Genomic DNA, 26,219 nt, shown 5'->3' on the forward strand with positions numbered 1-26,219 from the left:
ATTAGATGCAAATAAAGAAGAGGTGGATAGAATGACTGCAAACATTACAAAGACCTTTCAAGAAGAAAAGAACCAAGCAAGGGAAATGGGAAAACTGGAAGGAAAACTAGAAGGTAAATTAGAAGCTGCAAAAGCCCTGTTAGATATTTTAGAAGATGAAGTCATTGCTAGGAAGCTAGGACTTCCACTAGAAGACATAAAAAAATTAAGGGATTAAACATCTTTATTCTGAAGATAAGAATGAAAATAGCGAAGTATTATGGATAGATATTGACGAAGCTATGACAAGAGATGATGTACCTGAATTAACTAAGGATTTAATTAATTGTGCAAAAAATCCTAATCTTGGTTTTGAAAAGATAATTTATAATTGGAGGAAATCATGAAAAAAAAGGCTTTTTTTAAGTTTGTAGTAATCGGATTAAGTGTTTGGGCTAGTGCTTCAAGTGTGATTTTTGCTAATGATGAAAGTACTAAGTTTTTCATTAATGGAGAAAAAAGATATGATGCTGAAATTGTGCTGAAAAATGATACAACATATGTTCCACTCAGAATAGTAGGTGAAGAGTTAGGAGCAAAGGTGAATTATGACTCCCAAAATAAAAGTATCTTGGTCAGTAAAGATAGTATTTCACTTCAAATGAGGATAGGAAACAAAGAGGCTCTTTTAAATGGTGAACCATTTAGCCTATCTAATGAGATACTGATGCACACCACAAGTGAGGGAACTCAACTTACTTACATTCCGCTAAGAAATATTTTTGAAACCTTTGATGGGGTGGTGGCGTACAATAAGGAGTACAACTACGTCAATGCCTACAACAAAGACAACCTTACGTACACAGCCCTAGAAGGATTAAAAAGTGAAGATTTAACAACTTATCGCTTTGCACAGTTAGCTTTACCACGAGTAGGAGCAACAGATATGTCTTTGACTGGTGGAAGGGTTGTTGAATACATATTCCCAGTGAATACAAAAACAGACTACTTCTTTATACGAATCGACCCTTCAGGGGATATGGACGTTACAAGCATAGCATATATGGAAGTAGAAAACGGTGTAGCTATTTGTAAATGGTACAAAGAACTAAATGGAGAGATTAAAGAAAACATAAACCCTCTTGATAATGCTATCAACAGAAGTCTTGGTGCTAGAGGTGTTACTAGGGAAGTTGGAGAATTTCCCAATTTAGAAGAAACTAATTTCATTTATTTTGTGGAACATAATATGATGCAACCTTCACCTCAAGATGAAGCTGTTCCTCTATACGAGGAAAAATTTGAAAGCATGATAGGTGTACTAACACCTCAGGGAGGGGTGGGAGTTACTAAAAACCTCATAGGAGAAATGCGTTGGAGTCCTTATGCGGATACATATATTAGACAAGGGTATGATGGAGAAATGTATACATATTGGAAGAACGATATTCTATTAAGTGAAGTGGAGGAAAGTTCTTTTGTAGGTGCTGTACCTGAAGATACAACATACTTATATGGGAATGCATATAACGGATGGAAAAGCAGGACTTTCAGATGAAGCACGAATGGTTCTTGTTGGATATATAAAATAGTTATTGTTTACTTGAAATAGCCCTACCCCGTTATCGCTGGGGTGGGACTAATTTTTTTATTATATCCTCAGTATTATCTAACACAGCCTAAATTAAAGGGGGACAAGTATGAGTAGTGTCTACGGTTTTTTGAGGGTTAAAATACTTTTGAATATTTGAATAGTGTGATAGAATTGTTAAATACAAATTTTGCTGACTAAGTTACCAACTTTTTATCTTTTTAATCGTATATAATAGTAATAATAAGTAAACGAGAGGAGTAGGTTAAATGTTAGAAAATATGAGTTATAATGTTTGATATACATTTATAAAATAAAGTAAAAACGGGAGGAAAAGAATGGATTATTCTAATATAGGATTTGTTTTTAGGGGAGCGATAATGCAAATTATTGTTTTCTCTGCTATTCCATTTATATGGTGGAGAATTAAACACAAGAAAGAAGTTGGTTTTCGTGAATTTATAGGCTTAACAAAACCTATAAGTGGAACAACTACTAAGAATACAATAATTGCTCTGATTGCATACTGGATTATATGGGGAATGTTGATTTTTATTTATGGGTCATCAGGCTCTTCTTTTTATGGAATGGGTGTTAAAGCAATTATTCCTGCATTGATTGTATGTTTCCTTCAAAATGGGTTATGTGAGGAAATTCTTTTAAGAGGTTTTTTGTTAAAACGACTTTGTGCGAAAATGAATTTTTTAAGTGCAAATAGTTTACATGCTCTAATTTTTGCACTCTTACATATAGGAGTCATAGGAGAAAATTCTACATTATTGGGCATGTTTTTTATCCTATTGAAACCTTTTGTTGGAGGATGGATGCTTGGGTATGTGAGTCAAAAACTATTTAAGGGTTCAATCATTCCTTCAGTAATTCTACATGGATTAGGAAATTACATATTAAGAATAATGGATGCATTTATGTTGTTATAAAAATGAGGTGTAGGTAGCAAAAAGCTATCTACACCTCGTTTTGTTAAATGTTTTAACGCCATCTTCTTCGTCAAATTTGAAGTATTTGTTGGATGTAGCTTTTCGGGCCTTTTCAGTCTCCTCTTTGATTGCTTTTGCATCCATGATAAGAAGGACTAGGGTAATAAGTAAGGTACCCAATACATAAGGAAAGACTCTAAATACAATTAAGATGGCGATTAAGAATAATACACTATAGAGTAGAAGTGACTTCTTCTGTAATGGATAAGTAGTCATATCTTTGATTTGTAGTGTTGCACTAACTGGATGTGATTCAAATAGAACAGTTAAACCAATAGCAAAACAAGCCAACCTAAATCTACCCTCCCTCTGATAAACATCGGTAGAATTTAGGTTGGCCTATTTTGTTGTGGCAAAAAGGTTTAGGATACACAGGGATAGAATACATTCGTAGTGCATAGAGGATTAATCTATTAGAAAGCTAAGATTAGGCTTAAGGGAGGTGCACCGAGATTGGGGTTCCGTAGGTGAAAGCGCTATTGTCATAGTTATCACGGCAGGTTGCCAAGTTAGTTGACCGTCTTAAGGAGCTTCGTCGCATACTAAAGTGTTAAGACACTATTTACTTGAATGTGGCCTAAGAAAAAATGTATCATAAAGTATAGTAACTAACCTAGAAAGTTGCCACCACTTAAGAGGTTAGTGCCTAAAAATAAATTCATCCATTTTAGCAGAGGGAGGGACTAAAACTTAGGAAAGTTATTTTTAGTGGTACAGTCAAAGGATTTGTCTAGAATCATCTTTTAGGCTGTACTTTTATATTAAAGTGCTGTAATAAAACTTATAAGATAGTTATACAGGAAAATAAAAAGGAAATCTAGTGTTAAGAATTCACAAAATTAAAAGAAGTCTAAATGATAAAAGTCGATTTTATACGACAAGTTTTCATTTAGAAATCAGAAAAGTGAATTTCTAAGAAATCAAGAAAAATGAACAGAAATTATACATGATGAACAAAAATAAGTTCTAAAAACTAGTTAAAGTAAATAAATAATAATCTTTAAAGTAAAAGAATAGAATAGGTTAATTTTTTAGTTGAGGTATTAAGATTTCAATATAAGCTTATAAGTAATAACTTTATAAATGATTTTTTATAAGATAATGAACTTAAAGAGATAGAATAAGGCACATTAGAAAAAGGTGACACAAAAAACTATGATCCATAGAACTAAAGTTGAAATGCAATAAAGTTCATTTTTTGATTAATAAGTTTGGTTGTTGGTGTATAATAATAAGCAAGATAATGAATAAAGATGATTAAATGAGGAGGAAAAATTATGCCAGCAGTGGACTACAAACATTATAAAGAAGAAAAAATTGATGGAAAGATATGTTTAATGTCTCCAATTGCAAATCCAAAGCATGGAGAGACAATTGGAAATTTATATTTAGCTTTTGCAACTTACTTAAAAGGAAAACAATGTAAGGTATTTACAGATAACATTGCAATCTTCTTAGATGCAGAAAAAAATAACTATGTTGTGCCGGATTTAAGTGTGTTATGTGACCCAGCTCAATTCAGTTCAAGTGGATATCACGGCATTCCTAGTCTATTAATAGAGGTGATATCTCGTTCGAATATTAAGCGAGATCGAATCGAAAAATTTGAACTCTATCAGAAGTTTGGGGTCAAAGAGTATTGGTTAGTAGACTATGTCTCTAAGACGATAGAACAATACGTTTTAGTTGATCATAAATATATCCTTGAAAGAGCGGTTGCTGTAGTAGATGAGAATGAACTTGAAATCTTCACTGAAGAAGAAAGAGCAGCTTATACAACTGTTGTAAAGCCAACAATCTTTGAAGACCTAGAAGTGGATATTAAAGATATATTCTAGCTGTGAACAGTTGCTTTTTGTATAATACTGCAAAATTTAAAGGTCTATGAAACGAGTCTCTCACCTCTCATTTCATAGACCTTTTGTTATTTCATCAATGTCCTATTCTCAACAATTTCTATATCCGCAAGCTTTCCACAGACCACAGCCTAAAGTTAAAAGCATAAGCCCAATTGCCAATAGACCAATCATAATCCCACTCATAGAAGTCTGTGTAATGAACTGATCTTTCAGTGTTACAAGCCAAAGTACAAATGGAATAATAAGTAGTGCATTCAAATGAACATAAGCTGTTTTTTGTATATAAAAGATATACCCTACAGTGCTTAGGATGACAAACACTAGAGCAAGTGTAGCGTATAGTGGTGTCTGGATTGCATATAAAAAGTAAGCCACGAGTGGTAGACAGGCAAGGATGATGCCGAGTGTATAGTCTTTTGTCTTGTTCATAAAGTATTCCCCCTAGAATAAACTTAAATGCTGATTAATGTATATATATTATACAATAAAAATATAAAAAATAAAGAGATTATATATAAAGTATTTGAAATAACTATGAAATATACAACAAAACCTTGAATTATATATAAAAAATGTAAAATATTAAAAAATAAATAGAAGTATTTTAATGCGTTGTACCTGAAGATCATAGTACAACAAGGCCCAAAGAAAATAGAAAATGAGGGTGTGGGAAAAAATAATGCTAGAGATAAAGTGGGATGTTTGCTATAATAAGACACAAAAAACAACATAGAACCACACAAGTATGCAAATGTGGGGGAGAGGGAAAGGAGCCTGAGTATGTTGGCTATAGAGAGACAACGAGCCATATTAGAGAAGCTACAAGAAGACGGGGCAGTTCGTGTAGTAGATTTGAGTAAGCTGTTTCAAGTAACAGAGGAAACAGTACGAAGAGATTTAGATAAGTTAGAGAAGAAGCGTTTGCTTCAAAAAACTTATGGTGGTGCAGTCGCTCTTGTGGAAGAGGACAAAGAAGGGGAAGAATACTCTTTTGACGACCGTGTAAAGCAAAATTTAGATGGTAAAGCTAAAATAGGTAAGGCTATCGCAGCCATGATTCAGGCTAGAGAAATATTAATGGTGGATTCAAGTACTACTTGTTTAGAAGTGCTTAAGTATATCGAGGAAGATAAGAAGCTAACAGTCATTACAAATGGACTTGGAACAATGATGCAAGCAAGTAAAATGAGCCATATTAATTTAATTGGAACAGGCGGTACCTATAGGGAGAAGTCTATTTCTTTCGTAGGGCCTACAGCTAAAAATAATATTCTGAGCTACTATGCAGATAAGGCTATTTTATCATGCAAAGGTATAAGCAAAGAGCGTGGTGTCATGGAATCTAGTGAGTTTGAAGCAGAAATCAAACAAGGTTTTATAGAATGTGCAAAAGAAGTTGTTCTAGCAGTAGACCATCAAAAGGTTGATAAAAGTTCTATACACCGTTTAGTAGGTTGGGAAAATATTAATTACATTGTGACAGACAAAGCGTTAGATGAAGAATGGTTAGTGCTATGTAAGCAATACGACATTAAGCTGATTGTAGCTGAGTAGGAGCCTGTAACAAGCAAGCGTAGGGATGAATAAGCTGCGTACTAGCGTCGTGCTGCCTTATTCATGTGATAAATTGCACAAAGAGTAACTTGGAAGTTAAGTAAATACTAGGATTAATGGGTAATTAAAAATAAAGTAACTTGGATAATAGTTAGAACAAAAGTTAAAAATACAGAAAAATATATTGCGTATTAGATAATTAGATGATAGGATAACAATATAAATAAAAACCACAGAAAACCACACAAACAAAGAAATGGTTGTGCGTAAAATAAATAATCAAACAGCTAATAAAGGAGCAAATCAATGAATAACTTACAAGAGTATGAAATCAAAGTTAAAATGTGTGAAATTGGCAAACGCGTATACGGAAGAGGTATGGTAGCTGCCAATGATGGGAACTTCTCTGTAAAAATTAGTGATACTGAAATTCTTTGCACACCTACAGGTATTAGTAAAGGATTTATGACACCAGAAATGATTTGCAAAGTAGACTTAGAAGGAAACATTCTTGAAGCAACAGCACCTTACAGTCCATCTTCAGAAGTAAAAATGCACCTTAGAATTTACCAACTTAGAGAAGATGTAAAGTCTGTTGTGCATGCACATCCTATGTACGCTACAGCTTTCGCTATTTGTGGCAAACCACTTGATAAACAAATTATGCCAGAGTCAACAATCTTCCTTGGCAATGTGCCAGTAGCAGGCTACGGTATGCCATCTACAGTGGAAATTCCAGATGCTGTTGAACCATTTTTAGATACACATGATGCAGTATTACTTGCTAACCACGGTGCTTTAGCTTGGGGTCCAGATATTGAAGCTGCTTACCACAAGATGGAAGGCTTAGAGTTCTACGCACAACTTCTTTACTTAACAGAAAGCATGGGTGGTGCAAAAGAGCTTCCACAAAATGAAGTAGACCGTTTAGTAGAACTTAGAAGAGGCATGAACTTACCAGGTAGACACCCAAAATTATAAGAAGATACAATCAATAGATTTATAACTAGGATCATAACTTGTATGATCATACAATAAGGCTAACTGAAATGAAAATGACTGATAGTAAAAACATAGATCTAGGGGGAAAGCACATGGAAAATACATATCGTTTAAAAGGACACTTACCTAAGATTGGGATTCGTCCAACAATTGATGGAAGAAGAGAAGGCGTTAGAGAATCATTAGAAGAGCAAACAATGTCAATGGCTCAAGCTGTAGCAGAACTTATTGAAGGTACATTACGTCATCCAAATGGTGACAAAGTAGAATGTGTTATCGCAGATACAACTATTGGTGGTGTAGCAGAAGCAAGTGCTTGTGAAGCTAAATTTGAAAAAGAAAATGTAGAAGTTTCTATTACTGTAACACCATGTTGGTGCTATGGTGCAGAGACACTTGACCTTAACCCACACCGTGTAAAAGCTATTTGGGGCTTCAACGGAACAGAAAGACCAGGTGCTGTATACCTTGCTTCAGCAGCAGCAGCACATGCACAAGCTGGCCTTCCTGTATTCTCAATCTACGGAAAAGATGTTCAAGATGCAGGCGATAAATCTATTCCACAAGATGTAACCACTAAAATTTTAACTTTTGCTAAAGCAGGTCTTGCAGTAGCACATATGAGAAATAAATCTTACTTATCAATCGGTAGTGTATCTATGGGTATTTCAGGGTCTATCGTAGATCCACACTTCTTCAGTGACTACTTAGGTATGAGAACTGAATATGTAGATATGATTGAAATCATGAGACGTATTGAAAATGAGATCTACGACCAAGCTGAATACGAAAAAGCACTTGCATGGGTAAAAGCCAACTGTAAAGAAGGCGCTGAACTTAACAAACCACATCTTATTAAAGATGCAGCAGGCAAAGAAGCAGATTGGGAATTTGTTGTGAAAATGACATTGATCTGTCGTGACCTTATGGTTGGCAATGAAAAATTAGCTGAAAAAGGCTTTATTGAAGAAGCTAATGGACACAATGCTATTGCTGCAGGTTTCCAAGGACAACGTCACTGGACAGATTACAAACCAAACGGTGACTTTACAGAAGCGATGCTTAACTCATCTTTCGACTGGAATGGCACACGTGAAGCCTTTGTAGTTGCAACAGAAAATGATGCGCTTAATGGCGTACCAATGTTATTTGGTCACCTTCTTACAGGTACATCACAAATCTTCTCAGATGTACGTACTTACTGGAGTTCAGATGCGGTAGAACGTGTAACGGGATATAAGTTAGAAGGTAAAGCAGCAAATGGTATCATTCACCTTATCAACTCTGGTTCTACAACGCTTGATGGAACAGGTAAACAAAGAAATGCACAAGGCGAACCAACAATGAAACCATTCTGGGATATCACAGAAGAAGAAGTTGCAGCATGTCTTGATGCTACAACTTGGCCATCAGCCAACCGCGAGTACTTCAGAGGGGGCGGATACTCATCATGCTTCCTTTCAGAAGGTGGTATGCCTGTAACAATGAGCCGTATTTCTATGGTAAAAGGTCTAGGCCCTATTCTTCAAATCGCAGAAGGATATACAGTAGAGCTTCCAACAGATGTACATGATACGCTTAACAAACGTACAGACCAAACTTGGCCTACAACTTGGTTTGTACCAAACTTAACAGGTGAAGGTGCATTCAAAGACGTTTATAGCGTAATGAACGAATGGGCTGCTAACCATGGTGCCATCAGCTTTGGGCATATTGGTGCAGATTTAATTGCACTTGCTTCAATGCTTAGAATCCCAGTAGCAATGCACAACGTACCAGAAGAAAGAATCTTTAGACCAAAAGTTTGGAGTGCATTTGGTACAAAAGATCAAGAAGGCGCTGACTTTAGAGCGTGTCAAAACTACGGACCACTTTACAAAAATGCATAGGAGGTACCTATGAATAAAGTACATATTGCCTTTGACCTAGGTGCATCAAGTGGAAGACTTATATTAGGTATTCAAAAGGGAGAAACGGTAGAACTTGAAGAAGTTCACCGTTTCCCAAATGATCCAGTCGTAATTAACGGGACTATGTACTGGGACATTCCGAGACTCTTTCATGAGATGAAACAAGGACTCAAAAAAGTGGCAAGAAGAGAAGATATTGAAATTCAATCTATGGGCATCGATACCTGGGGGGTAGACGGAGCGTGGATTGATGAAGATGGACAGATGATTAACCTACCTATTCATTATAGAGATGCTAGGACGGCAAAAGTCATAGAAGAAGTAGAAGCTGTGATGTCGCAAGACAAGCTTTATAGTATAACAGGGATACAAAAGGCAAACTTTAATACGCTGTATCAACTTTACTATGACAAAAAATACAATAAAGTGATTCAGGCACAAGGGCGCAAATGGCTCTTTATGCCAGATTTATTAGGTTACTTCTTTACAGGAAAACTGTATAATGAAGCAACGATTGCATCTACAAGCGGATTAGTAGATGCTACAACAAAGGCGTACAGCCAAGAAATCTTTGACACATTAGGATTTTCTATGGACTGGATGAGTGAACTTGTTAAGCCAGGTACACAAGTGGGTACACTTACACCACAAGTACAAGAAGAAACAGGACTTGGAGCAATCCCAGTTATTGCAGTAGCGAGCCATGATACGGCCTCTGCAGTAGCAGGTGCTAAGATTGAGAAGGAAAACGAACTTTACCTCGTATGTGGTACATGGTGCCTTATGGGCTTAGAAGTAAGTACACCACAGTTAGCAGAAGAGGTAAGACTTGCTGGCTTTACTAATGAAGGTAGTGCTAAAGGGAAGATTCGTTTACTCAAAAACATCAATGGGCTTTGGATTCTTCAACAGCTTAAAAAGTGTCTAAATGATAGAGACTTAAGTGTAGACTATCCAGATATTATAGAAGCTGCAAAGGCAGCAAGCCATACATATGCCATTGATATTACAGATGAACGCTTTATGGCACCACTCAACATGGAGCAAGAGATTATTCAAGCTTGTCATGAGCAGTATGGTGTAACGCTTACAAGTGTAGGTGAAGTGGCAACAGCTGTATACAATGGATTAGGTAATCTGTATCAAGAGACAGTGCGCCAATTTGAAGTTTTAATCCAAGAAGAGATTAGTACGATTCATATGGTAGGTGGTGGAACAAAAGACCAACACTTATGTGAGGTAGTGAGTCAAATGACAGGTAAACAAGTCATTAAGGGGACCACAGAAGCTTCAGCGATGGGTAATCTATTAATTCAAATTCAAGCGAGATCATAAAATAAGTTGAATAGGGGTGTATTGCACTAAGAAAGATGAGTGCAATACACCCTTTAGTGTAGTTTGAATAGAACCAAGATAAAGGATAAAATTGCTAAGTTATTAAAAAATATTAAGAAGTGTAGTATAATTTTAAGATTATGATATAATAGCTTAGATAATAAATAGGATGGGAAGTAAAAGGAGTATAGCCGAAATGAGAAAAGTAAGTAAGACAGGTAAAAAGCAGCTTATGAAGTTCTTCTTAAGAACCATGTTGATGAGCTTTGTTGCAGTAGTACTTATAGGAGGCATTGCAGCGTGTACGATGGGAAGTATTTTTGATAAAATCAATGTTGCAAGCAGAGATCAAGACCCTACATTGCCTAAATATGATCGAAATGAAGATGTAGACCAGGAGGCACTACACCTTAATGTCGCTGTGTTTGGTGTAGACAAAGACCAAACAAGAACAGATGTTATTTTTGTTGTTCACTTTAATAGTGAAACAGGAAAGACAGAAATTGTGTCTGTGCCAAGGGATACAAAGGTGACGTGGAGTGATTATCAGATACAAAAGGCAAAGGAATTAGATAGACCAGTATATAACCCATGTAAAATCACAGAGATGAGTGCCTATGGTGGGATTGATAATATAAGATATTTCACAGTAAGTGCATTAGAAGATATATTAGGAATCAAAATAGATCACTATGCGGTTGTGAATATTGATGCATTTAGAAAAATTGTAGATGGTATTGGTGGCGTAGAGTTAGACGTACCAAGACGTATGAAATATACAGATAGAAGCCAAGGTCTCTATATTGACCTGCAACCAGGACTGCAAGTATTAAATGGGGAACAGGCTGAAGGCTTAGTAAGATGGAGACATAACGATGACTATAGTGAACAGTATGCAGAAGGGGACGTAGGACGTATTGAGACCCAACAGCTATTCTTAGAAGCTTTTGCTAAAAAGGTTATGAGCCCTCACGTTTTAAAGGCACTGCCACAGATGATTAATATCCTTTATTCAGATATAAAAACGGATGTTACGCTCAAGGAAATGCCTACATACTTAGGTTATATTAATACCTTTGATATCAATAAGATTGCCTTTAGCACATTACCTGGAGAGTTTGTTAGAGAAGAAAAATGGTATTATGTTATGGATTATGATCAAATTGATACATTTATAGGCGAGCGATTTAATGAGCATGTAGTGGCACCAGTGGTACTAGAAGAATAGAAAATAGCTACAAAAGGGGGTATCCACAGGGATATCCCTTTTTGTAGCTATTTCTGGTTTGTAGAATTGTCTTGGTCTTTAGGAGGCTGTGATGTGGAGTCATCCTTGAACCAATGTGCATTTGTAGTAGGGTTGCTAAGAATACCAGCTGTTACAAGAATTGCCAAAAGAGCGTTGACGATTTCTTGGTAGTTTGGAAGAATATTAATTCCAAAGCTAGAAAGAAGGAGTGGAATAAATGCTGCAACAGAAACCCAGAGACCGTAGTTGCGCCATCTATTATTATTAGTCATAAAAATTCACCTCCCACTTTATGATAGAAGAGAAAAATCACTCACTAATAGTATATGGTCTAGCAATCAAAAGGTGCTTAGAAAATTACGCAAGTCGTTCAACCATGAAGTCTTCTTCAAACAAACCGAAGTATTTATTGCCATCTTGATCTTCATAAGTACCTTTGCCATGCATTCTGCCGTTTACAAATTCACCAGTATAGATATGACCGTTAGCATAGCGCATAGTACCCTTACCTGTGATGCGCCCGTGTAGGACTTCCCCTATGTAGATACTGCCATCAAGCAAAGTAATTTTGCCTTTTCCCGTAGCTTGATTATCTACTAAATCACCTTCGTAAGCACCGATATTATGAAGGTGAAGATGACCGTGGGTGGACATGACCATATAGTCATCTTCAAAGATGCCTTGGTATTTAACACCATGTTCATCTTCATATGTTCCTTCCCCGTGCATATTCCCATTTGAAAATTGGCCAATATATTTATGACCATTACTGAAGGTTTTCATACCTTTCCCCGTTAACTTACCATGGACAACATCCCCTCGGTAAGAGGTGCCATCTACATAAGTGTACCCCCCTTTGCCATGAGGAATACCAGCTTCCACATCCCCTTCATAAACACCGATCTCTTGTAAGGTAAGTTTACCACGGCCTGTTGCAATACCGTCTCTAAATTCCCCTTCATAATGGTCCCCATTAGGGAAAGTACAGGTACCATAACCTTGAAGTTTGTTATTCATAAAGGTACCTTCGAATAGGGTATCATTAGTAGAGTGGAAGCGACCTTTACCTTCACGTATACCATTTAAGAAAGCCCCTTCGTGGAAAGAACCATCGTTCCAAAGATAATAGCCTTGGCCTGTTTGCTCCCCTTTGTAGAAATCCCCTTCATAGGTTTCTTCATCATCTAAATAAGCCTTGCCTTTACCATGGGGCTCACCATTTTTAAATTCTCCCTCATAGAGAAGTTTACCTGATTCATCATAAAGCTTACCCATTCCATGGAACATAGGACCCTTCATGGCGCCTTCGTACATTACATTTCCGTTTTTATGGTATAAGACTTCGTCTTCGTATACATCGTCCTGTTTTGAAAAGATTGATTTAAGTTTTTCAAACATTGTTGGATCCTTCCTTTGTATAAAATATAGCTCTATTATATCAGTTTTTATCTAAAAAAAATAGTTTAAGCACCGAAAAGATAACAGGTTAAAAAGTAAGCACACAAAATACCAACAAAAGATGCAATGAGTCCACCAATGACGGTATAACGTGTGTTTTTTACCTTGATAGTCATAAAATAGACAGACATGGTATAGAAGATGGTTTCAGTACACCCAAACATAATGGATACGAGACGACCAATAAAGGAGTCAGGTCCGTAGGTTTGAAAAATATCCAAGATAAGTCCTGTAGAAGCAGAAGAAGACACGGTACGCATGAGGGCAATGGGGATGACTTCTTTGGGGAAGTCAGTAGCAGCTACAAGGGGGCTTAAAAGACGTACTATGCCATCTAGTCCACCAGAGCTTTTGAGCATACCGACACCTAGCATAAGAGCAACTAGAGTAGGGAGAATGGAAACAACAACCGAGAGTCCTTCTTTGGCACCATCTATAAAAGACTGGAAGATATCTACTTTATGAACGAGTCCATAGATGACAATGGAGCCTGCTACCAGTGGAATAAGTAAGTCAGATATGTACATAAAAGCTTTCATTAGTCATTCCTCCTATACATGAGTTTGGCAAATGTAATGGCGGCAATAGAGGCGACAGCAGTAGCCAGAATTGAAGGTCCTATTACTTCAGTTGGATTCGCAGAGCCATAGGCACTTCTATAAGCAACCATGTTAATAGCAACCAGCTGAATGGTTGATATGTTGACAATAAGGAACATACACATGGCATGGGTAGCTGTTTTGGGATGTGCCTTATTTAACTTTTGAAGTTCAACCATAGCTTTTAGACCAGGGGGAGTAGCTGCCCACCCAAGGCCTAAGAAATTGGCGATAATATTGGTAGCCATATACTTTCTAGCAGGGTGATCTTTAGGTACATCTGGAAAAAGGAAATTTAATAAAGGCGACATACGTTTGGCTAGAGCATCAATAAGATGAGCATTTTCTGCAATGCGCATGATGCCCATCCACATTGCTAGAGCGCCACAAGTTTTAAAGCAAAGTTCTACAGCAGATTGACTAGAGTCAAGCATGGACTGAGTTAAAGCTTGCATATTGCCGCTAAACAGCCCCATAAGCAAAGAAAATATAATCATGAACCCCCATAAATAATTAAGCATAATAGTCTCTCCTAACCCATAATAAAAATAATCTTGTCCTACTACTATATGCAAAGCAGTGAACAAACTTTCCACTAAATGGAATTAAGGTACTGGAAGAAAAATGTAATACTGGGAATAGATAAAATTACGTTTAAGAGAAAAATACAGATTAATCGACAAATATTTTTAAAAAACTATTTTTAATAGGTACAAATATGATATTCGACAAATACTATATTAGTAAATTAATAAAAAAATCAAAAAAAATGATAAAAATTTACAAAACGATAATTGACTTTTATTGCTAATTATGGTATTTTAGTAGTACAGAGATGAGAGAAATGTACTTAAGTTGACTAATTTTTTTTTATAAGGGAGAGGATTTAAGTGAAATCAACAGGCATAGTTAGAAAAGTTGATGAACTGGGACGAGTTGTGTTACCAATCGAATTAAGAAGGAATCTTAACATTAATGAGAAAGATTCATTGGAGATTTTTGTAGACGATGAAAAAATCATCCTTAAAAAGTATGAGCCAGCTGATATTTTCAATGGTTCAATGGAAGATTTAATTGATTACAAAGGGAAGAAAATTTCAAAAAACACTATTTATGATCTTGCTAAAATGGCAGGTATTAAAGTAGTAGAATAGAGTTGTGTAAAGGAAAAGGGCCGCTTAAGCGGCCCTTTTTCCTTTATGTAAGATAGACATCAGAAAACTCAATATCAATTTTTTCTGAGTGGATAGTATGAACGTAGTCAGAATACTTGAGACGCTCAGTGTTTACTTCAACAGGAAGGTAAATAAGGAACTCAGTACCCTGATCTACAATGCTATTTACTTCAATGATACCATGGTTAAGTTCAACAAAGGATTTGACTAAGGACAGGCCAATACCAGCACCTTCGGCTTTTCTAACAAGGCCATTTTCAATACGGGTAAACCGTTCGAAGATGAGTGACTGACTTTCAATCGGTATGCCTACACCATTATCTTGAATGTGGATACATGCATAATGGCCTTCTAAGGAGATAAAAATGTTGATATGCCCTTCTTCTTTGGTATATTTAATGGCATTGGATAAGAGATTTAAGAGCGCACGCTCAAGTAGATCAGCATCTATAGTACAGAAAATCTCTTCTTCTTCTGTATCAAATAAGGTTGTAATGTGCTTACGTTCCATATAGGACAAGGTTGAACCAAGTAAGCTCTCCGTTAAGTCTACGATGTTAAGTGTACGCGGAGTGAGATTGAAAAAATGACTTTCAATACGATTGATATCTAAGAAGTTGTTTAGAAGGCGTAAGAGACGCATACAGTTTTGATTAATCATGGTGTTGTAGGTTGGAATCTTATCGTATTCTTTCTGCGTAATGAAGTTGTTTTGAAGCTGAGCTGCACTGTAAATAATGTTAACAGGCGTCTTGAGTTCGTGAGATATGGTGCAGAAAAATTCAAGTTTCATTTTTTCAAGTTCAATATCTTGCCTAAGTTTATCCTCCTGTATCTTATAGGAAATATCTTTAGCAGAGGCAATAATAGCGCGTGGGTCATCTGCATGAGAAAGGGTTAGGTAGAGTTCTACATCTACGAACTCGTTTGTAGCAGTTATCATTTTAATATCGATCGTTGCATAGTCTTTGGCATGCTTGTAAAGGTCTTGAATAAGGGTTTCTACTTCATCTCTATATTCAGGTGCTAGATAGCCTGCAAAAGGGGTATAGAGGATAGGTTGTAAGTGATCATATTTTAGTAGAAGCCTTACATGTTCATTGGCATGGTAGACGTTCTTATCTACAATGATGAATAGAGCATTGGGATAGAAGAACATCATTTGTGAATAGAGTGTATCGATATATTGATATTGTTTGTGAATAGACTGACTTTCTATTGTCATATGTTGTAAATAATGATTCATTAAACTACTACTTTCAGTATACAGTTCCAGCTTCTGAGTAAGATCCTTTGAATATTGGATAATAGAATCACTGGAAATAACTCTAAAAAATATAAGAATGAGTGTAAGTTGAATAACCATGTAGAAGTAGTTGGCAAGTCCTTTTGCATAAAGGCTTACAAGAAATCCTAGAATAATGGACATACTTAAAGCAAGTAGAGAGTAAAATACTTTTAAGTTTTTAGGTTCAACAAAAAGCTGCTTTTTCTTGGCAATACGATAAGCAAAAATAGCTGTTAAGGAGCATAGTATAAGCGAAAGAAGTGGATAATACAAAGCAGACTTATCATTGATTTTTATAGGTGAAACAAGAAAATAACCAATATATTGATAAAGTGTAAAGACGATAAGGACCATAATACAATAAGTATAACAAATAGACTTACGCTTATGAGGTTGATCAAAATAGATGAATACAAGTAGCGTTGCAATACAAAAAAGTATAGTAAAGATTATGAAAGTATGGAAGAACGATGTATAGGTGAACGCTGATAAATAAATAGGATAACGCTGATTAAGTAATAGGAGACAAAAGCTCATAAATAGAAAACTTCCACCATTCATACATCCTAAAGTACATAATAGAGCTGATTTATGAGCATCTAAGCTCGAGATACTTGTTGCGAGTATGAGACTACTAAAGAGTAAAATACAAATTAAGTAAAGTGTATAAGCTAGGGATTCATTGACAAAAAAGAACAAAAAAGTAAAATTTAAAAGACAAAATCCATAAATGATCATACCTATATTAATAGAAGCTAATTTTTTCATAAGTTCTCCTGATTATAAGAAAATGTATTTTTAAAGTCCATATTTATACATTATAGTATAAAAAGGCATAACATTCTATAATTTTTGTATAAATATGGTAAGAAATTAGAATTAATATTATCTTTATATAGGTATGATAAAGTGAAAAAGAAAATATTTAAGAGAGAGATGCTTCTTTAACGAAATTTAACAACTTAGTAATAGTACATTTTATTTTAAAAGTTACTATTAAGGTAACAGGTTGAGGAAGGAATGAAATCATGGAACTTGAAATGTTTGGCTTTATAACAGAAGTATTGAATAACCTAGAGGGCATGAAAATCAATTTAGATATAGCGAGTAGAGAAATAGAAAATTTCTTTGAGGAGATGCTAGAGCACAATAATGAGGGCTATCTTAACATTAATTCAAGAGTTAAGTCCAAGCAAAGTTTGAAGGAAAAAATGTTGCGTTATGATTACTATACCCAGTACAAAACACCAGAGGTTATGTTTGATCGTCTATCAGATTTAATAGGGATTCGTCTAGAATGCCGTTTTATCGGAGATGAGGCAACAATCTACAAGCTTATACGTAAATGCTTTACAGTGTCTTCTAAGACGTATGAGGGGTTCTATTCACCAGAGGGGAATAAAAATCTTTTCTTAGAACTTGGAAGCAAGCAACCTAAGAGTCAAAAAAATGGGATGAAGATGTACCGTATAGACGGAAAATATCTTTTTGATGATAAGTGCTATAACTTTGAAGTGCAGATTAAGTCATTAGTTAATATATTCTGGAGTGAGATAGAGCATAAGGTTATTTATAAGAACTACAATTATATCATTGCTGATCGTTTCTATAAGGATATTATGAGTTCAATCAAAAATAGCTTAACAACTATTGATCAACAGCTTCTACTTATTTCCAACCAATTTGACCGTGGCGATTCGACAAACAAGTCTGGTAGGAAGGTGCAGATGGAGCAATTGCTATCCAAAGTACTTTATGATTTGTTTGCACTTAAGATTAAAAATAGTATTGGTATTTTAATAGACTTTAGAAAGTCTTGTGATACGATTGTGAAGTATGTCTTTAGGGATGCACTATGTGATGATGAGAAGCTCTACAATGAGACAATGGTTAGCGTATTTTCTAGATTAAATGAGATTGAAGGCAAAGAGGTAGACTTTACAACTCAGATTATATTTAAGAGACCTTGTGAAGCGGAGGATGCCTTCACCTATAAGTTAGTAAACTTCATTAGAGAAACGCTTAATGATGAGTTTCAGTGGAACATTTTCTTTAGGATTTTATTTGAGATAGAGCCTGATTGTAATGCAGGTGACTTGGAAAAATTCATTCAATTTTATAAAAATAGATTTTATAGCAGCATTAATCTTAGAAGCTTAGAGAAGAAAATATCTAAAGAAAAATCACTCTGGATTATGGATGAATTGATGGAACATTTTGCGGATTTATTTATTCGTGTTAATACTGTAGAATTACTTTATAATAACGTGATTGAGCAAGTGATTAGCATATTAAACAATGTTTTAGATGCAGTAAGCCGTAATATCTTTACATATGAGGATTGGATGAGTGAAAAAGAAATCTACATGCAACTTTTAGAACTACGTTTATCTTCAGTATTAGATATTGATGTAGAGGCAACTAAAGTATTAGATTTTCTAGATGATGTGAGAAAAAGTGACTCTAATATAGAGATTCATAAAAGTATTGTTAAATATATCGATAAATTATAAAAAACTCCTTGTTTATGCAAGGAGTTTTTTAGATATTAAATGCTCAAAATAGTATGCTGCTATTGTTTTTTCCGTTGCATAAATTTTTCTAAAACTTGTAGTATTGCATAGGACGTGTATCTGAGGTCTTAAGTCCAGTAAGATAAGAGACATTTGGAAGCAACTCTTCTAATTCTTCTAGAGAAATTTCAGACTGAATAAAGCTGTAGGCACCATCTATTAGCTTTGTAGCAAGCTTGTGTGCATTCTTTAAAAGGTCATAGAAGCTATGCGTATATACATTTCCAGTTACAGGATGTAGCCATACAGTTTTTTTTGTGTTGAGGTAGTCTGTGAATTCATCTACACAGTCATGATAAGAAAAGGTGTTGGCAAGGCTAACTATATTTTTAGGAAGGATAGGGCTAGCCATGCTAGCTAATCCTTTTTTGAGGCCAATACGGTCATAAGTTAGGGCAAAGTAGTTCCTAAAATCATGATAAGACTCTTTAATGATACCACTACCATGGGGAATGGCATAAATAGAGAAGAGGAGCTCATCATACATATCTAATATAACAGGTGGGAATGCCACATCTTTTAAAATATGCTTATGTACCTTAAAACTGTTGGCATGTCTGTTAAATTTCTCTTGGAGTAAAAGGGTATCAATTGCCATTTCAATACGCTTATGAAGCCCTTGATACTTGAGTGTGCTTGAGTCCTCGCTAGAGTAGCGCCCGCCTAAGTAGAAGATATAAGGATGACAAGTAACATCTAGTGCATAGTGACAAAGCAAGCCACAGATATAGGCCATACAAGGACTGAATAGCTCAGGTTCTGCCATATGCTTTTTAGCAAAGCATATGGCAGAGGATAAAAAGTATCCTGTATGACTTTGGTGCATCAAAGAAGCTACCCCAAAGTTGTTTTGCTTTTTATGTGGGGCATGGTAGTACATAGGATCTGGACCTTGTAGACCTATGAAATAAAGGTTGCGATTATCTTTTATGATTGAATAAACAGGAGAATCTGTTGAATTTTTGGCTTGGTCTAAACCAAACAGGTAGTGGGTAATCGTATCTGGCATACTTGTAAACTCCTTCAATGCAGCAATGTTAAGATAATTATAGCACCTTAATGTGAAGGGAGATAGACTTTTGATTATAAAAAAAACACCACATTAAGTAGTGTTTTTTGTCAATCTTTTTGATTAATTTTTCTTATCTTGGTCAGTATGGTTTGCCATAACCTTCATGTTTAAGTAAAGTAATAATCCCATGAGTACAAAGATTGCAATAATGATTTTATAGTCATGATTTGCTAAGGCTATTGCTGATAATCCAAATACACCACTAATGGCATAAAGTGTAATAACAGCTTGCTTTTGACTATAGCCTTTATCTACTAAACGATGATGTAAGTGGCCTCTATCTGGAGCAGTAATTGGCTTACCAGCAAGCAGACGTCTAATAATTGCAAACGCTGTATCAAATACAGGTAATCCAAGGATTAAGATGGCTACGATGATTGTAACAATCGTGTAGCTTTTAAGTAATCCAAGTATAGACGTTACAGCTAATATAAAACCTAAGAAGGTTGAACCTGTATCTCCCATAAAGATAGAAGCAGGGTTAAAGTTATAAGGTAAAAAGCCTAGACAAGATCCAGCTAAAATGGTTGTAAGCAAAATAGCAATAGGATAACCACTATAAATCGAAAGAACCATTAAACAAAGAGATGCAATAGAGGATACGCCAGCAGCTAGGCCGTCTAGTCCATCAATAAAGTTAACTGCATTTGTAATACCTACAATCCAGATAACGGTAAGAGGAATAGAGAGCATATCAAGGAACATAGTTGATCCATCGATAAAAGGTATTGAAATAAAAGGTATTGTTACACCACAAAGGGCAACAAGTGTAGCTGCTAGAATCTGAATTAGAAACTTCAGCTTTGCACCAAGTTCGTAAATATCATCAAAGAAACCTAAGAGAAATATGATGAGTGCTCCTGTTGTAATCCCTAAGAGTTGTTTCCAATCTAATACCGTAATGAATTGAATACATATGAGTAATGTAATCATAAAGCCTGCTACAATAGCAATACCACCCATTCTAGGGATAGGCTTACTGTGCATATCACGTTTTCTAGGTTTCGCAATAGCGCCTACCTTAAATGCAATTTTTTTTGCAATAGGCGTCGTAGCGAAAGCGATAAGAAAAGAGAGCACAAAAGCCATAATATATAGACTAGCAAAATTCATGCTGTTCATCTCCTTAAATTATGTAAGTCTCTTGATCGCTTATAAATTTAATAAGGTGGTGGTACCACAATCGCCCTTTTTAGCGTTTACAAGAAAACTTGCATATTTATTTTGTGCCAAATAAACGATCTCCTGCATCGCCAAGACCTGGAACAATGTAACCGTGGTCATTAAGTTTTTCGTCAAGACATGCTACATAGATTGTTACATCTGGATGTGCATCTTGAAGGACTTTAAGACCTTCTGGAGCTGCGATAAGGCAAAGGAAGTTAATGTTTTTAGCACCTTTCTCTTTGATAAATTGTACTGCAGCAACAGCTGATCCACCTGTAGCAAGCATTGGATCAAGAACGAAGAATTCTCTTTCAGTAATATCTTGTGGAAGTTTGCAGTAGTATTCTACTGGTTGTAGCGTTTCTGGGTCACGGTAAAGTCCAATGTGACCAACTTTAGCTGTTGGTACAAGGTCAAGCATACCATCTACCATGCCAAGACCAGCACGAAGGATGGGTACAATACTTAAGTTTTTGCCAGCGATACGTTTGCCAACAGCATGTCCCATTGGTGTATCAAGTTCATAATCTTCAAGAGGAAGTTCTCTTGTTGCTTCGAAACACATAAGTTGTGAGATTTCTCTTACAAGTTCACGGAATTCTTTTGAACCGGTATCAACAGATCTAAGACGTGATACTTTGTGTTGAATCAATGGGTGATCCATAATAACTACTTTACTCATAAAAATAAGCCTCCTAAGATTATATTATTTTTCAATTTGTTCGATACGTCTAATGTGACGTTCGTCATTTGAAAATGGTGTGTTTAAGAAAGTTTCAACGACTTTAAGAGCATGACCTGCTCCGATAACACGAGCGCCTAATGCAAGCATATTGGCATTGTTGTGTTCACGCGTTGCAGCAGCTGAGAAACAGTCATGACAAAGTGCACAACGAATACCAGCCACTTTGTTAGCTGTAATAGAGATACCGATACCTGTTCCACAGATTACAATACCTTTATCACATTCACCACTTGCTACAGCGAGTGCAGCACGTCTTCCGTATTCAGGATAGTCCACTGCATCAGTAGAATCGCAACCTAAATCTTTGTAAGCGATATTCTGTGCATCTAAATAGCCTAAGATTTCTTGTTTTAACGCATAACCACCATGGTCACAAGCAATTGCTAGCATAAAAAATCCTCCGTTAGTTTATTTTATAGTATATACATTAATGAAAGAATTCATTAGTGTAATATATGGGCATTATACGTAGATGATATGATGGCCAGCAGACTTTTCAAGTCGGTTCATGATAGCACTGCCTACCCCTTCAGTTGAGAAACTTAGGGCATAGACTTTCTGAACTTTAAGGTCATCAAAGGTGCGTAAAGCTTCAAATAAATGCATAGCAATCTCACAAGGTGTATGACGACTGCCTAAGCTTATGATAAAGTCCGAATGGAAAAGTGACTTTGTTTCATCATCGCAAAGTACGCCCGAATATATATTATGGGCTTTATCTTGTAAAAGTGCAGCATTGATTGCTTCAACAACTTTTTCATCATCCCCTTTGTAGATCATCACTTCTGCATTAGGTGCATAATGAGTGTATTTCATACCTGGTGCTTTTGGTTTTGTAGTTGCATCTACACTTAAAAGTGCAGGGTCCATAATGATAGTATCTAAAACCTCCAGTAACATGTCTTGGGTAATCCCACCTGGTCGTAATATAGTAGGGGTGCCGCTTGTTAAATCTACAATTGTAGATTCTACGCCTACAGTGGAGAGGCCACCATCAACAATTGCATCGATTTTGCCATTCAGATCTTCAAATACACGCTTAGCATTTGTAGGACTAGGTTTGCCTGAAGTATTTGCACTAGGCGCAGCTAATGGTAGACCTGTCATTCGGATTAAATCTTGCATAGTAGGGTGAGATGGAAAACGAATAGCAACGGTAGATAAACCACCACGTACACTAAGTGGTACAAGAGAAGTGGACTCAAAAATAAGCGTTAGTGGGCCAGGCCAAAAATGCTCGATAAGAAGAGAAGCTGAGTCAGGAATGTGGGCTACGAGTGGCTGCAGCATCTCTAAATCAGCAATATGTATGATAAGAGGATTATCACTTGGACGTCCTTTTGCTTTATAAATGTTAGAAACAGCGTGCTCATCTAAAGCATTTGCGCAGAGCCCATAGACAGTTTCTGTAGGAACAGCAACAAGACCACCAGCACGTAAAATATCAGCCGCCATATAAAGTTTTTCTTGGTCATCAATCATTAATGTATGCATGACAATACTCCTATAACTTTGCATTTAGAAATTTATCCTATATAGTATACCACAAACGTTCTATAAAATAATAGTACAATATAAAAAAGTGTAAAAAATAGAACGAGCTTTGTCAAAAGCTCGTCCAGAGTGTTAGTTTAGAGATGGTCTATTTGATAGCATAGTCTGCATCTGGCTTCATAGCTCTCAGAAGCGCCAATCAAAATGATAGGGTCGCTATAAGAAGCTGGTTTGCCTTCAATAAGACGTTGTGTAAAGTTAGCAGGGCGGCCACAGCGCATACAAATGGCTGTGAGCTTTGTTACATCATCTGCAAGAGCTAAAAGTTCTGGCATTTGACCAAAGCTTTCTGCCTTAAAGTCTTTGTCTAGACCTGCACAGACAACACGCATACCTGAGTTTACAAGTTTCATAATAACGCTTACGATTTCGCCATCTAAGAATTGCACTTCATCAATGCCAATAACCTTAGTATCTTCTGTAATATAGTCTAATATTTCCTCAATATGAGAAATAGAAATCGCCTCTAACTTCTTGCCATCATGAGAACAAATATGGTTTTCGGCGTAACGGTTATCAATGTTTGGTGTAAAGATAATAGTAGGGATACCCGCTAAAATAGTACGTTTAAGCCTTCTAATAAGCTCCTCAGATTTTCCTGAAAACATAGGGCCACAAATCATTTCTAAGCGGCCAACATCTATAAAATGTGAATACATCTTAACAATCCTTTCGTAACAAAATCAATTTTCTTGTCTATCTAGCACACACACTTGTGTTGTTTCAGGCAAATTAAGAAGCGCTTCGTAAACGGTAGAAATCGCTTGGTTGTTTGCTAAAACAGGAGGTTTTCCTATTACAAGATGTGTAATTGCATTGTGTATGATAAATTCATGAATAGTCTTGGGAATATCGGTACTACAGAGGAAATGAACTTGACCTCCAAGCTCACTACCATAAACAAATAATTCTTCAAATAATAAGCTACTATCAGGAGACTCAAAGATGGTCTCACCTTTTCTGATATGTATAATATGAAGTTCGCCGTCAGTTTCTTTGGCAAGCTCATGACCTTTTCTGATAAGTCGTTTACTATTTTGTTGAATTGTTATACATACGAGTGTTTTATTCATGTACGTACCTCCTAATTTGTGGACTAAAAATGTGCCTTCTCTATAATACAATTAAATTATGACGATGTATATATATATTTGTTAACAAATCATTAAGGTAAAAATAAGCCTTGTAAATACAAGGCTTATTTAGTGTGGTGAATTATGGAATATCTTATAGATTAAAGAATGCAAGCATTGCAGAAGTGGTGTGAATAAAGTCATTTGTAGCCATCAGTTCACGTGCAGAGTGCATACTAAGCATTGGTGTACCAATGTCAATAGAACGTACGCCAAGGTGAGAAGCAGTAACAGGACCAATAGTAGACCCACCACGTTCATCAGAACGGTTTACAAAGACTTGGTAAGGAATGTTGTTGTTGTCACAAAGAGAAGCAAATACACCAAATGAGTCACTATCTGTTGTATAGCTACATCCAGCAGTGAGTTTGATAGCAGGGCCGTTACCTGGAAGCACTTTGTTTGTTGGATCTGATTTTTCTGGGTAGTTTGGATGAAGAAGATGTGCGACATCAGCAGAGATGATGAAGGACATAGCAAGTGCTCTTAAGTACTCTTCACGAGACTTACCAAGGCAAAGCGCAATACGCTCAAGCGTATGACCAAGGAATGGAGAGTTTGCACCTTGTTTAGATGTGCTACCTACTTCTTCGTTATCAAAACAAGCAAGAACATTGATACCAGAAGTACTATTGCTGTTAATGAGTGCAGCGAGTCCACTATACACCATAGATAAGTCATCTAGTCTAGCAGTAGAGATGAACTCTTCACCAAGGCCTACTAAACAACCTTTTTCTGCTGGATAGAGGAAAAGGTCCATTTCTAAGATATCAGAAGTTCCAACACCTAGTTTTTTTGCTACTTCTTCTAAAATAAGGTTTCCTTCGATTTTTTCTTTCATATAAGTAAGAAGTGGAAGGGTTTCTTTTTGTGGGTTAAGTTTTACGCCATTATTTACTTCACGGTTCATATGAATGGCTAAGTTTGGAATAATGAGTAAAGGTTTTTCAAGGTCTACAAGTTGAATTGTAGGGTGAAGTGGATGTGCACCTTTAAGCGCTACACGACCAGCAGCTGAAAGTGGACGGTCAAGCCATGTGTTAACGATAGGGCCACCATAGACTTCAGTATTAAGTTTCACGTAAGATTCTGTACTCATTTGAGGATTTGGCTTGATTTTGAAGCCTGGTACGTCTGTATGTGCACCTATTATTTTAAAGCCTTCATGCTCAAGGGCACAACTATTTACAACAAAGCCAATTACGGCTGAATGATTAGAAGTCACATAGTACTTGCCACCTTCTTGAAGGTTCCAATTTGTTGCTGGGTCTAGATAAGAAAATCCTTCTGATTCAAGTTTTTGAATGACAGAGTTTGCTGCATGAAACATAGAAGGACTGTTATCAATAAAGGATAGCAGACCACCAAGTAATAGATTAGACATAATAAATCTCCTTTGTATAAAGCTTTTAGTAAATTGACTTAATAGTATTTTATCAAAAAGCCGCACATAATAACAGGGAAAGTGAAGATAAAGTTGTGTATAAAAAACTGTTGACAAAAGAAACACACATGCATAATATAATAATATATGAGCAATCATTCATATGAAAAAGGAGGCGGAGTATGAAATACTTATTTAGGATTGAGGGAATTGATTGTGCGAACTGTGCAGCAAAAATAGAAAGAGCTTTGAACAAAGATGAGTTATTTAAAGAAGCGTATATCAACTTTATGCTTAAGAAAGTGGAAGTACATACAGAAGAAAAAGACCCTAGTCTTGTAGAAGAAAAAATCAAAAAAATTGCTAGTCGTGTAGAAGATGGTGTAGTCATCACAGCATTTGATGTGCCAAGCATCCAACCAACATATCGCCAAGAGACAGAAACAACTTGTGGGTGCGGTGAACATCACCATCAAGAAGAGAAAGAAGCAGGATGTGGATGTGGCGGACATCACCATCAAGAAGAGAAAGAAGCAGAATGTGGATGTGGTGGACATCACCATCAAGAAGAGAAAGAAGCAGGATGTGGATGTG

27 protein-coding genes are annotated in these 26,219 nt (G+C 36.1%); 12 read left to right on the forward strand and 15 right to left on the reverse strand.

What is annotated here, in order from left to right; all coding sequences use genetic code 11:
• From RRY75_RS09830 to RRY75_RS09840, 3 genes are all read left to right on the forward strand, one after another.
• Positions 1-217, forward strand: a 217-nt coding sequence (locus RRY75_RS09830) for a hypothetical protein (protein WP_332716542.1), incomplete at its 5' end; no start/stop codon positions are given.
• Positions 218-382: 165 nt separating this feature from the next.
• Positions 383-1,537 carry a copper amine oxidase N-terminal domain-containing protein gene (locus RRY75_RS09835; RefSeq protein ID WP_332716545.1) on the forward strand — a complete coding sequence of 385 codons (1,155 nt, stop codon included), beginning with the start codon at positions 383-385 and terminating at the stop codon, positions 1,535-1,537.
• A gap of 371 nt (positions 1,538-1,908) precedes the next feature.
• Complete coding sequence (locus RRY75_RS09840; RefSeq protein ID WP_332716548.1) at positions 1,909-2,508, forward strand: CPBP family intramembrane glutamic endopeptidase; 600 nt, start codon at positions 1,909-1,911, stop codon at positions 2,506-2,508.
• Between the two features lie 24 nt (positions 2,509-2,532).
• Here RRY75_RS09840 and RRY75_RS09845 read toward each other — a convergent pair whose 3' ends face one another.
• Complete coding sequence (locus RRY75_RS09845) at positions 2,533-2,859, reverse strand: hypothetical protein (protein WP_332493357.1); 327 nt, start codon at positions 2,857-2,859, stop codon at positions 2,533-2,535.
• A 986-nt stretch (positions 2,860-3,845) separates the two neighbouring features.
• Here RRY75_RS09845 and RRY75_RS09850 point away from each other — a divergent pair.
• Positions 3,846-4,406 (forward strand): Uma2 family endonuclease, encoded by a 561-nt coding sequence (locus tag RRY75_RS09850; RefSeq protein WP_332493358.1) that lies wholly within the window; start codon positions 3,846-3,848, stop codon positions 4,404-4,406.
• A gap of 108 nt (positions 4,407-4,514) precedes the next feature.
• Here RRY75_RS09850 and RRY75_RS09855 read toward each other — a convergent pair whose 3' ends face one another.
• Entirely contained in the window at positions 4,515-4,856 is a 342-nt protein-coding gene (locus tag RRY75_RS09855; RefSeq protein WP_332527680.1) for a hypothetical protein, read from the reverse strand.
• Between the two features lie 351 nt (positions 4,857-5,207).
• Between RRY75_RS09855 and RRY75_RS09860 the strand changes: the two genes are divergently transcribed.
• The 5 genes from RRY75_RS09860 (at position 5,208) to RRY75_RS09880 (ending at position 11,456) form a co-directional block, all read left to right on the forward strand.
• Entirely contained in the window at positions 5,208-5,981 is a 774-nt protein-coding gene (locus RRY75_RS09860) for a DeoR/GlpR family DNA-binding transcription regulator (protein ID WP_332493360.1), read from the forward strand.
• 306 nt (positions 5,982-6,287) lie between these two features.
• The gene (locus RRY75_RS09865) at positions 6,288-6,962 is read left to right on the forward strand and encodes a class II aldolase/adducin family protein (protein WP_332493361.1); all 675 of its coding nucleotides are present in this window, start codon (positions 6,288-6,290) and stop codon (positions 6,960-6,962) included.
• A 113-nt stretch (positions 6,963-7,075) separates the two neighbouring features.
• Positions 7,076-8,872, forward strand: coding sequence for an L-fucose isomerase (locus tag RRY75_RS09870; RefSeq protein ID WP_332493362.1), 1,797 nt, complete (start codon positions 7,076-7,078; stop codon positions 8,870-8,872).
• Positions 8,873-8,881: 9 nt separating this feature from the next.
• Positions 8,882-10,228 carry a rhamnulokinase gene (locus RRY75_RS09875; protein ID WP_332527679.1) on the forward strand — a complete coding sequence of 449 codons (1,347 nt, stop codon included), beginning with the start codon at positions 8,882-8,884 and terminating at the stop codon, positions 10,226-10,228.
• A 196-nt stretch (positions 10,229-10,424) separates the two neighbouring features.
• Entirely contained in the window at positions 10,425-11,456 is a 1,032-nt protein-coding gene (locus tag RRY75_RS09880; RefSeq protein WP_332493364.1) for an LCP family protein, read from the forward strand.
• A 47-nt stretch (positions 11,457-11,503) separates the two neighbouring features.
• On the opposite strand, the gene RRY75_RS09885 is transcribed toward RRY75_RS09880, so the two are convergent.
• The 4 genes from RRY75_RS09885 to RRY75_RS09900 form a co-directional block, all read right to left on the reverse strand.
• The gene (locus tag RRY75_RS09885; RefSeq protein ID WP_332493365.1) at positions 11,504-11,749 is read right to left on the reverse strand and encodes a hypothetical protein; all 246 of its coding nucleotides are present in this window, start codon (positions 11,747-11,749) and stop codon (positions 11,504-11,506) included.
• A gap of 85 nt (positions 11,750-11,834) precedes the next feature.
• Positions 11,835-12,875 carry a hypothetical protein gene (locus tag RRY75_RS09890; RefSeq protein WP_332493366.1) on the reverse strand — a complete coding sequence of 347 codons (1,041 nt, stop codon included), beginning with the start codon at positions 12,873-12,875 and terminating at the stop codon, positions 11,835-11,837.
• Between the two features lie 65 nt (positions 12,876-12,940).
• A complete protein-coding gene (locus tag RRY75_RS09895; RefSeq protein ID WP_332493367.1) occupies positions 12,941-13,474 on the reverse strand; it encodes a spore maturation protein in 534 nt (177 codons plus the stop codon).
• The gene (locus tag RRY75_RS09900; RefSeq protein WP_332493368.1) at positions 13,474-14,055 is read right to left on the reverse strand and encodes a nucleoside recognition domain-containing protein; all 582 of its coding nucleotides are present in this window, start codon (positions 14,053-14,055) and stop codon (positions 13,474-13,476) included. Before RRY75_RS09900 ends, RRY75_RS09895 begins: the two co-directional genes overlap by 1 nt.
• 369 nt (positions 14,056-14,424) lie before the next feature.
• Here RRY75_RS09900 and RRY75_RS09905 point away from each other — a divergent pair, with 369 nt between their 5' ends.
• Positions 14,425-14,688, forward strand: a complete 264-nt coding sequence (locus tag RRY75_RS09905; protein WP_332493369.1) for an AbrB/MazE/SpoVT family DNA-binding domain-containing protein — start codon at positions 14,425-14,427, stop codon at positions 14,686-14,688.
• Positions 14,689-14,731: 43 nt separating this feature from the next.
• Here the strand turns inward: RRY75_RS09905 and RRY75_RS09910 are convergent, their stop codons facing one another.
• Positions 14,732-16,765 carry a sensor histidine kinase gene (locus tag RRY75_RS09910; protein ID WP_332493370.1) on the reverse strand — a complete coding sequence of 678 codons (2,034 nt, stop codon included), beginning with the start codon at positions 16,763-16,765 and terminating at the stop codon, positions 14,732-14,734.
• 260 nt (positions 16,766-17,025) lie between these two features.
• Between RRY75_RS09910 and RRY75_RS09915 the strand changes: the two genes are divergently transcribed.
• Complete coding sequence (locus tag RRY75_RS09915) at positions 17,026-18,510, forward strand: GTP pyrophosphokinase (RefSeq protein WP_332493371.1); 1,485 nt, start codon at positions 17,026-17,028, stop codon at positions 18,508-18,510.
• A gap of 88 nt (positions 18,511-18,598) precedes the next feature.
• Here the strand turns inward: RRY75_RS09915 and RRY75_RS09920 are convergent, their stop codons facing one another.
• The 8 genes from RRY75_RS09920 to RRY75_RS09955 all read right to left on the reverse strand — a co-directional run bounded on the left by RRY75_RS09920 (position 18,599) and on the right by RRY75_RS09955 (position 25,625).
• A complete protein-coding gene (locus tag RRY75_RS09920; RefSeq protein ID WP_332527678.1) occupies positions 18,599-19,579 on the reverse strand; it encodes a zinc dependent phospholipase C family protein in 981 nt (326 codons plus the stop codon).
• A gap of 123 nt (positions 19,580-19,702) precedes the next feature.
• Positions 19,703-20,755 carry a glycosyltransferase family 4 protein gene (locus RRY75_RS09925; protein WP_332493373.1) on the reverse strand — a complete coding sequence of 351 codons (1,053 nt, stop codon included), beginning with the start codon at positions 20,753-20,755 and terminating at the stop codon, positions 19,703-19,705.
• A 106-nt stretch (positions 20,756-20,861) separates the two neighbouring features.
• Positions 20,862-21,491, reverse strand: a complete 630-nt coding sequence (gene upp / locus RRY75_RS09930; RefSeq protein WP_332493374.1) for a uracil phosphoribosyltransferase — start codon at positions 21,489-21,491, stop codon at positions 20,862-20,864.
• Positions 21,492-21,515: 24 nt separating this feature from the next.
• Entirely contained in the window at positions 21,516-21,944 is a 429-nt protein-coding gene (gene rpiB / locus RRY75_RS09935; RefSeq protein WP_332493375.1) for a ribose 5-phosphate isomerase B, read from the reverse strand.
• Between the two features lie 72 nt (positions 21,945-22,016).
• Positions 22,017-23,048 (reverse strand): L-threonylcarbamoyladenylate synthase, encoded by a 1,032-nt coding sequence (locus tag RRY75_RS09940; protein WP_332493376.1) that lies wholly within the window; start codon positions 23,046-23,048, stop codon positions 22,017-22,019.
• A gap of 137 nt (positions 23,049-23,185) precedes the next feature.
• Positions 23,186-23,767, reverse strand: a complete 582-nt coding sequence (locus tag RRY75_RS09945) for a thymidine kinase (protein WP_332493377.1) — start codon at positions 23,765-23,767, stop codon at positions 23,186-23,188.
• A 24-nt stretch (positions 23,768-23,791) separates the two neighbouring features.
• Complete coding sequence (locus RRY75_RS09950; protein ID WP_332527676.1) at positions 23,792-24,181, reverse strand: hypothetical protein; 390 nt, start codon at positions 24,179-24,181, stop codon at positions 23,792-23,794.
• Positions 24,182-24,335: 154 nt separating this feature from the next.
• Positions 24,336-25,625 (reverse strand): M18 family aminopeptidase, encoded by a 1,290-nt coding sequence (locus RRY75_RS09955; protein WP_332493379.1) that lies wholly within the window; start codon positions 25,623-25,625, stop codon positions 24,336-24,338.
• 182 nt (positions 25,626-25,807) lie between these two features.
• On the opposite strand from RRY75_RS09955, the gene RRY75_RS09960 reads away from it, so the two are divergent.
• On the forward strand, positions 25,808-26,219 hold a 412-nt coding region (locus tag RRY75_RS09960), incomplete at its 3' end, for a cation transporter (RefSeq protein ID WP_332716562.1).

This window comes from Niameybacter sp. (genome assembly GCF_036655075.1).
GTDB lineage: Bacteria > Bacillota > Clostridia > Lachnospirales > Cellulosilyticaceae > Holtiella.

Excerpts from the sequence above, each read along its gene's own strand:
- RRY75_RS09940 (WP_332493376.1), bottom strand. The coding sequence starts at position 23,048 with ATGCATACATTAATGATTGATGACCAAGAAAAACTTTATATGGCGGCT.
- RRY75_RS09955 (WP_332493379.1), bottom strand. The coding sequence starts at position 25,625 with ATGTCTAATCTATTACTTGGTGGTCTGCTATCCTTTATTGATAACAGT.
- RRY75_RS09850 (WP_332493358.1), top strand. The coding sequence starts at position 3,846 with ATGCCAGCAGTGGACTACAAACATTATAAAGAAGAAAAAATTGATGGA.
- RRY75_RS09910 (WP_332493370.1), bottom strand. The coding sequence starts at position 16,765 with ATGAAAAAATTAGCTTCTATTAATATAGGTATGATCATTTATGGATTT.
- RRY75_RS09875 (WP_332527679.1), top strand. The coding sequence starts at position 8,882 with ATGAATAAAGTACATATTGCCTTTGACCTAGGTGCATCAAGTGGAAGA.
- RRY75_RS09885 (WP_332493365.1), bottom strand. The coding sequence starts at position 11,749 with ATGACTAATAATAATAGATGGCGCAACTACGGTCTCTGGGTTTCTGTT.
- RRY75_RS09890 (WP_332493366.1), bottom strand. The coding sequence starts at position 12,875 with ATGTTTGAAAAACTTAAATCAATCTTTTCAAAACAGGACGATGTATAC.
- RRY75_RS09835 (WP_332716545.1), top strand. The coding sequence starts at position 383 with ATGAAAAAAAAGGCTTTTTTTAAGTTTGTAGTAATCGGATTAAGTGTT.
- rpiB (WP_332493375.1), bottom strand. The coding sequence starts at position 21,944 with ATGCTAGCAATTGCTTGTGACCATGGTGGTTATGCGTTAAAACAAGAA.
- RRY75_RS09925 (WP_332493373.1), bottom strand. The coding sequence starts at position 20,755 with ATGAATTTTGCTAGTCTATATATTATGGCTTTTGTGCTCTCTTTTCTT.
- RRY75_RS09865 (WP_332493361.1), top strand. The coding sequence starts at position 6,288 with ATGAATAACTTACAAGAGTATGAAATCAAAGTTAAAATGTGTGAAATT.
- RRY75_RS09895 (WP_332493367.1), bottom strand. The coding sequence starts at position 13,474 with ATGAAAGCTTTTATGTACATATCTGACTTACTTATTCCACTGGTAGCA.
- RRY75_RS09880 (WP_332493364.1), top strand. The coding sequence starts at position 10,425 with ATGAGAAAAGTAAGTAAGACAGGTAAAAAGCAGCTTATGAAGTTCTTC.
- RRY75_RS09840 (WP_332716548.1), top strand. The coding sequence starts at position 1,909 with ATGGATTATTCTAATATAGGATTTGTTTTTAGGGGAGCGATAATGCAA.
- upp (WP_332493374.1), bottom strand. The coding sequence starts at position 21,491 with ATGAGTAAAGTAGTTATTATGGATCACCCATTGATTCAACACAAAGTA.
- RRY75_RS09945 (WP_332493377.1), bottom strand. The coding sequence starts at position 23,767 with ATGTATTCACATTTTATAGATGTTGGCCGCTTAGAAATGATTTGTGGC.
- RRY75_RS09915 (WP_332493371.1), top strand. The coding sequence starts at position 17,026 with ATGGAACTTGAAATGTTTGGCTTTATAACAGAAGTATTGAATAACCTA.
- RRY75_RS09950 (WP_332527676.1), bottom strand. The coding sequence starts at position 24,181 with ATGAATAAAACACTCGTATGTATAACAATTCAACAAAATAGTAAACGA.
- RRY75_RS09920 (WP_332527678.1), bottom strand. The coding sequence starts at position 19,579 with ATGCCAGATACGATTACCCACTACCTGTTTGGTTTAGACCAAGCCAAA.
- RRY75_RS09855 (WP_332527680.1), bottom strand. The coding sequence starts at position 4,856 with ATGAACAAGACAAAAGACTATACACTCGGCATCATCCTTGCCTGTCTA.
- RRY75_RS09900 (WP_332493368.1), bottom strand. The coding sequence starts at position 14,055 with ATGCTTAATTATTTATGGGGGTTCATGATTATATTTTCTTTGCTTATG.
- RRY75_RS09870 (WP_332493362.1), top strand. The coding sequence starts at position 7,076 with ATGGAAAATACATATCGTTTAAAAGGACACTTACCTAAGATTGGGATT.
- RRY75_RS09860 (WP_332493360.1), top strand. The coding sequence starts at position 5,208 with ATGTTGGCTATAGAGAGACAACGAGCCATATTAGAGAAGCTACAAGAA.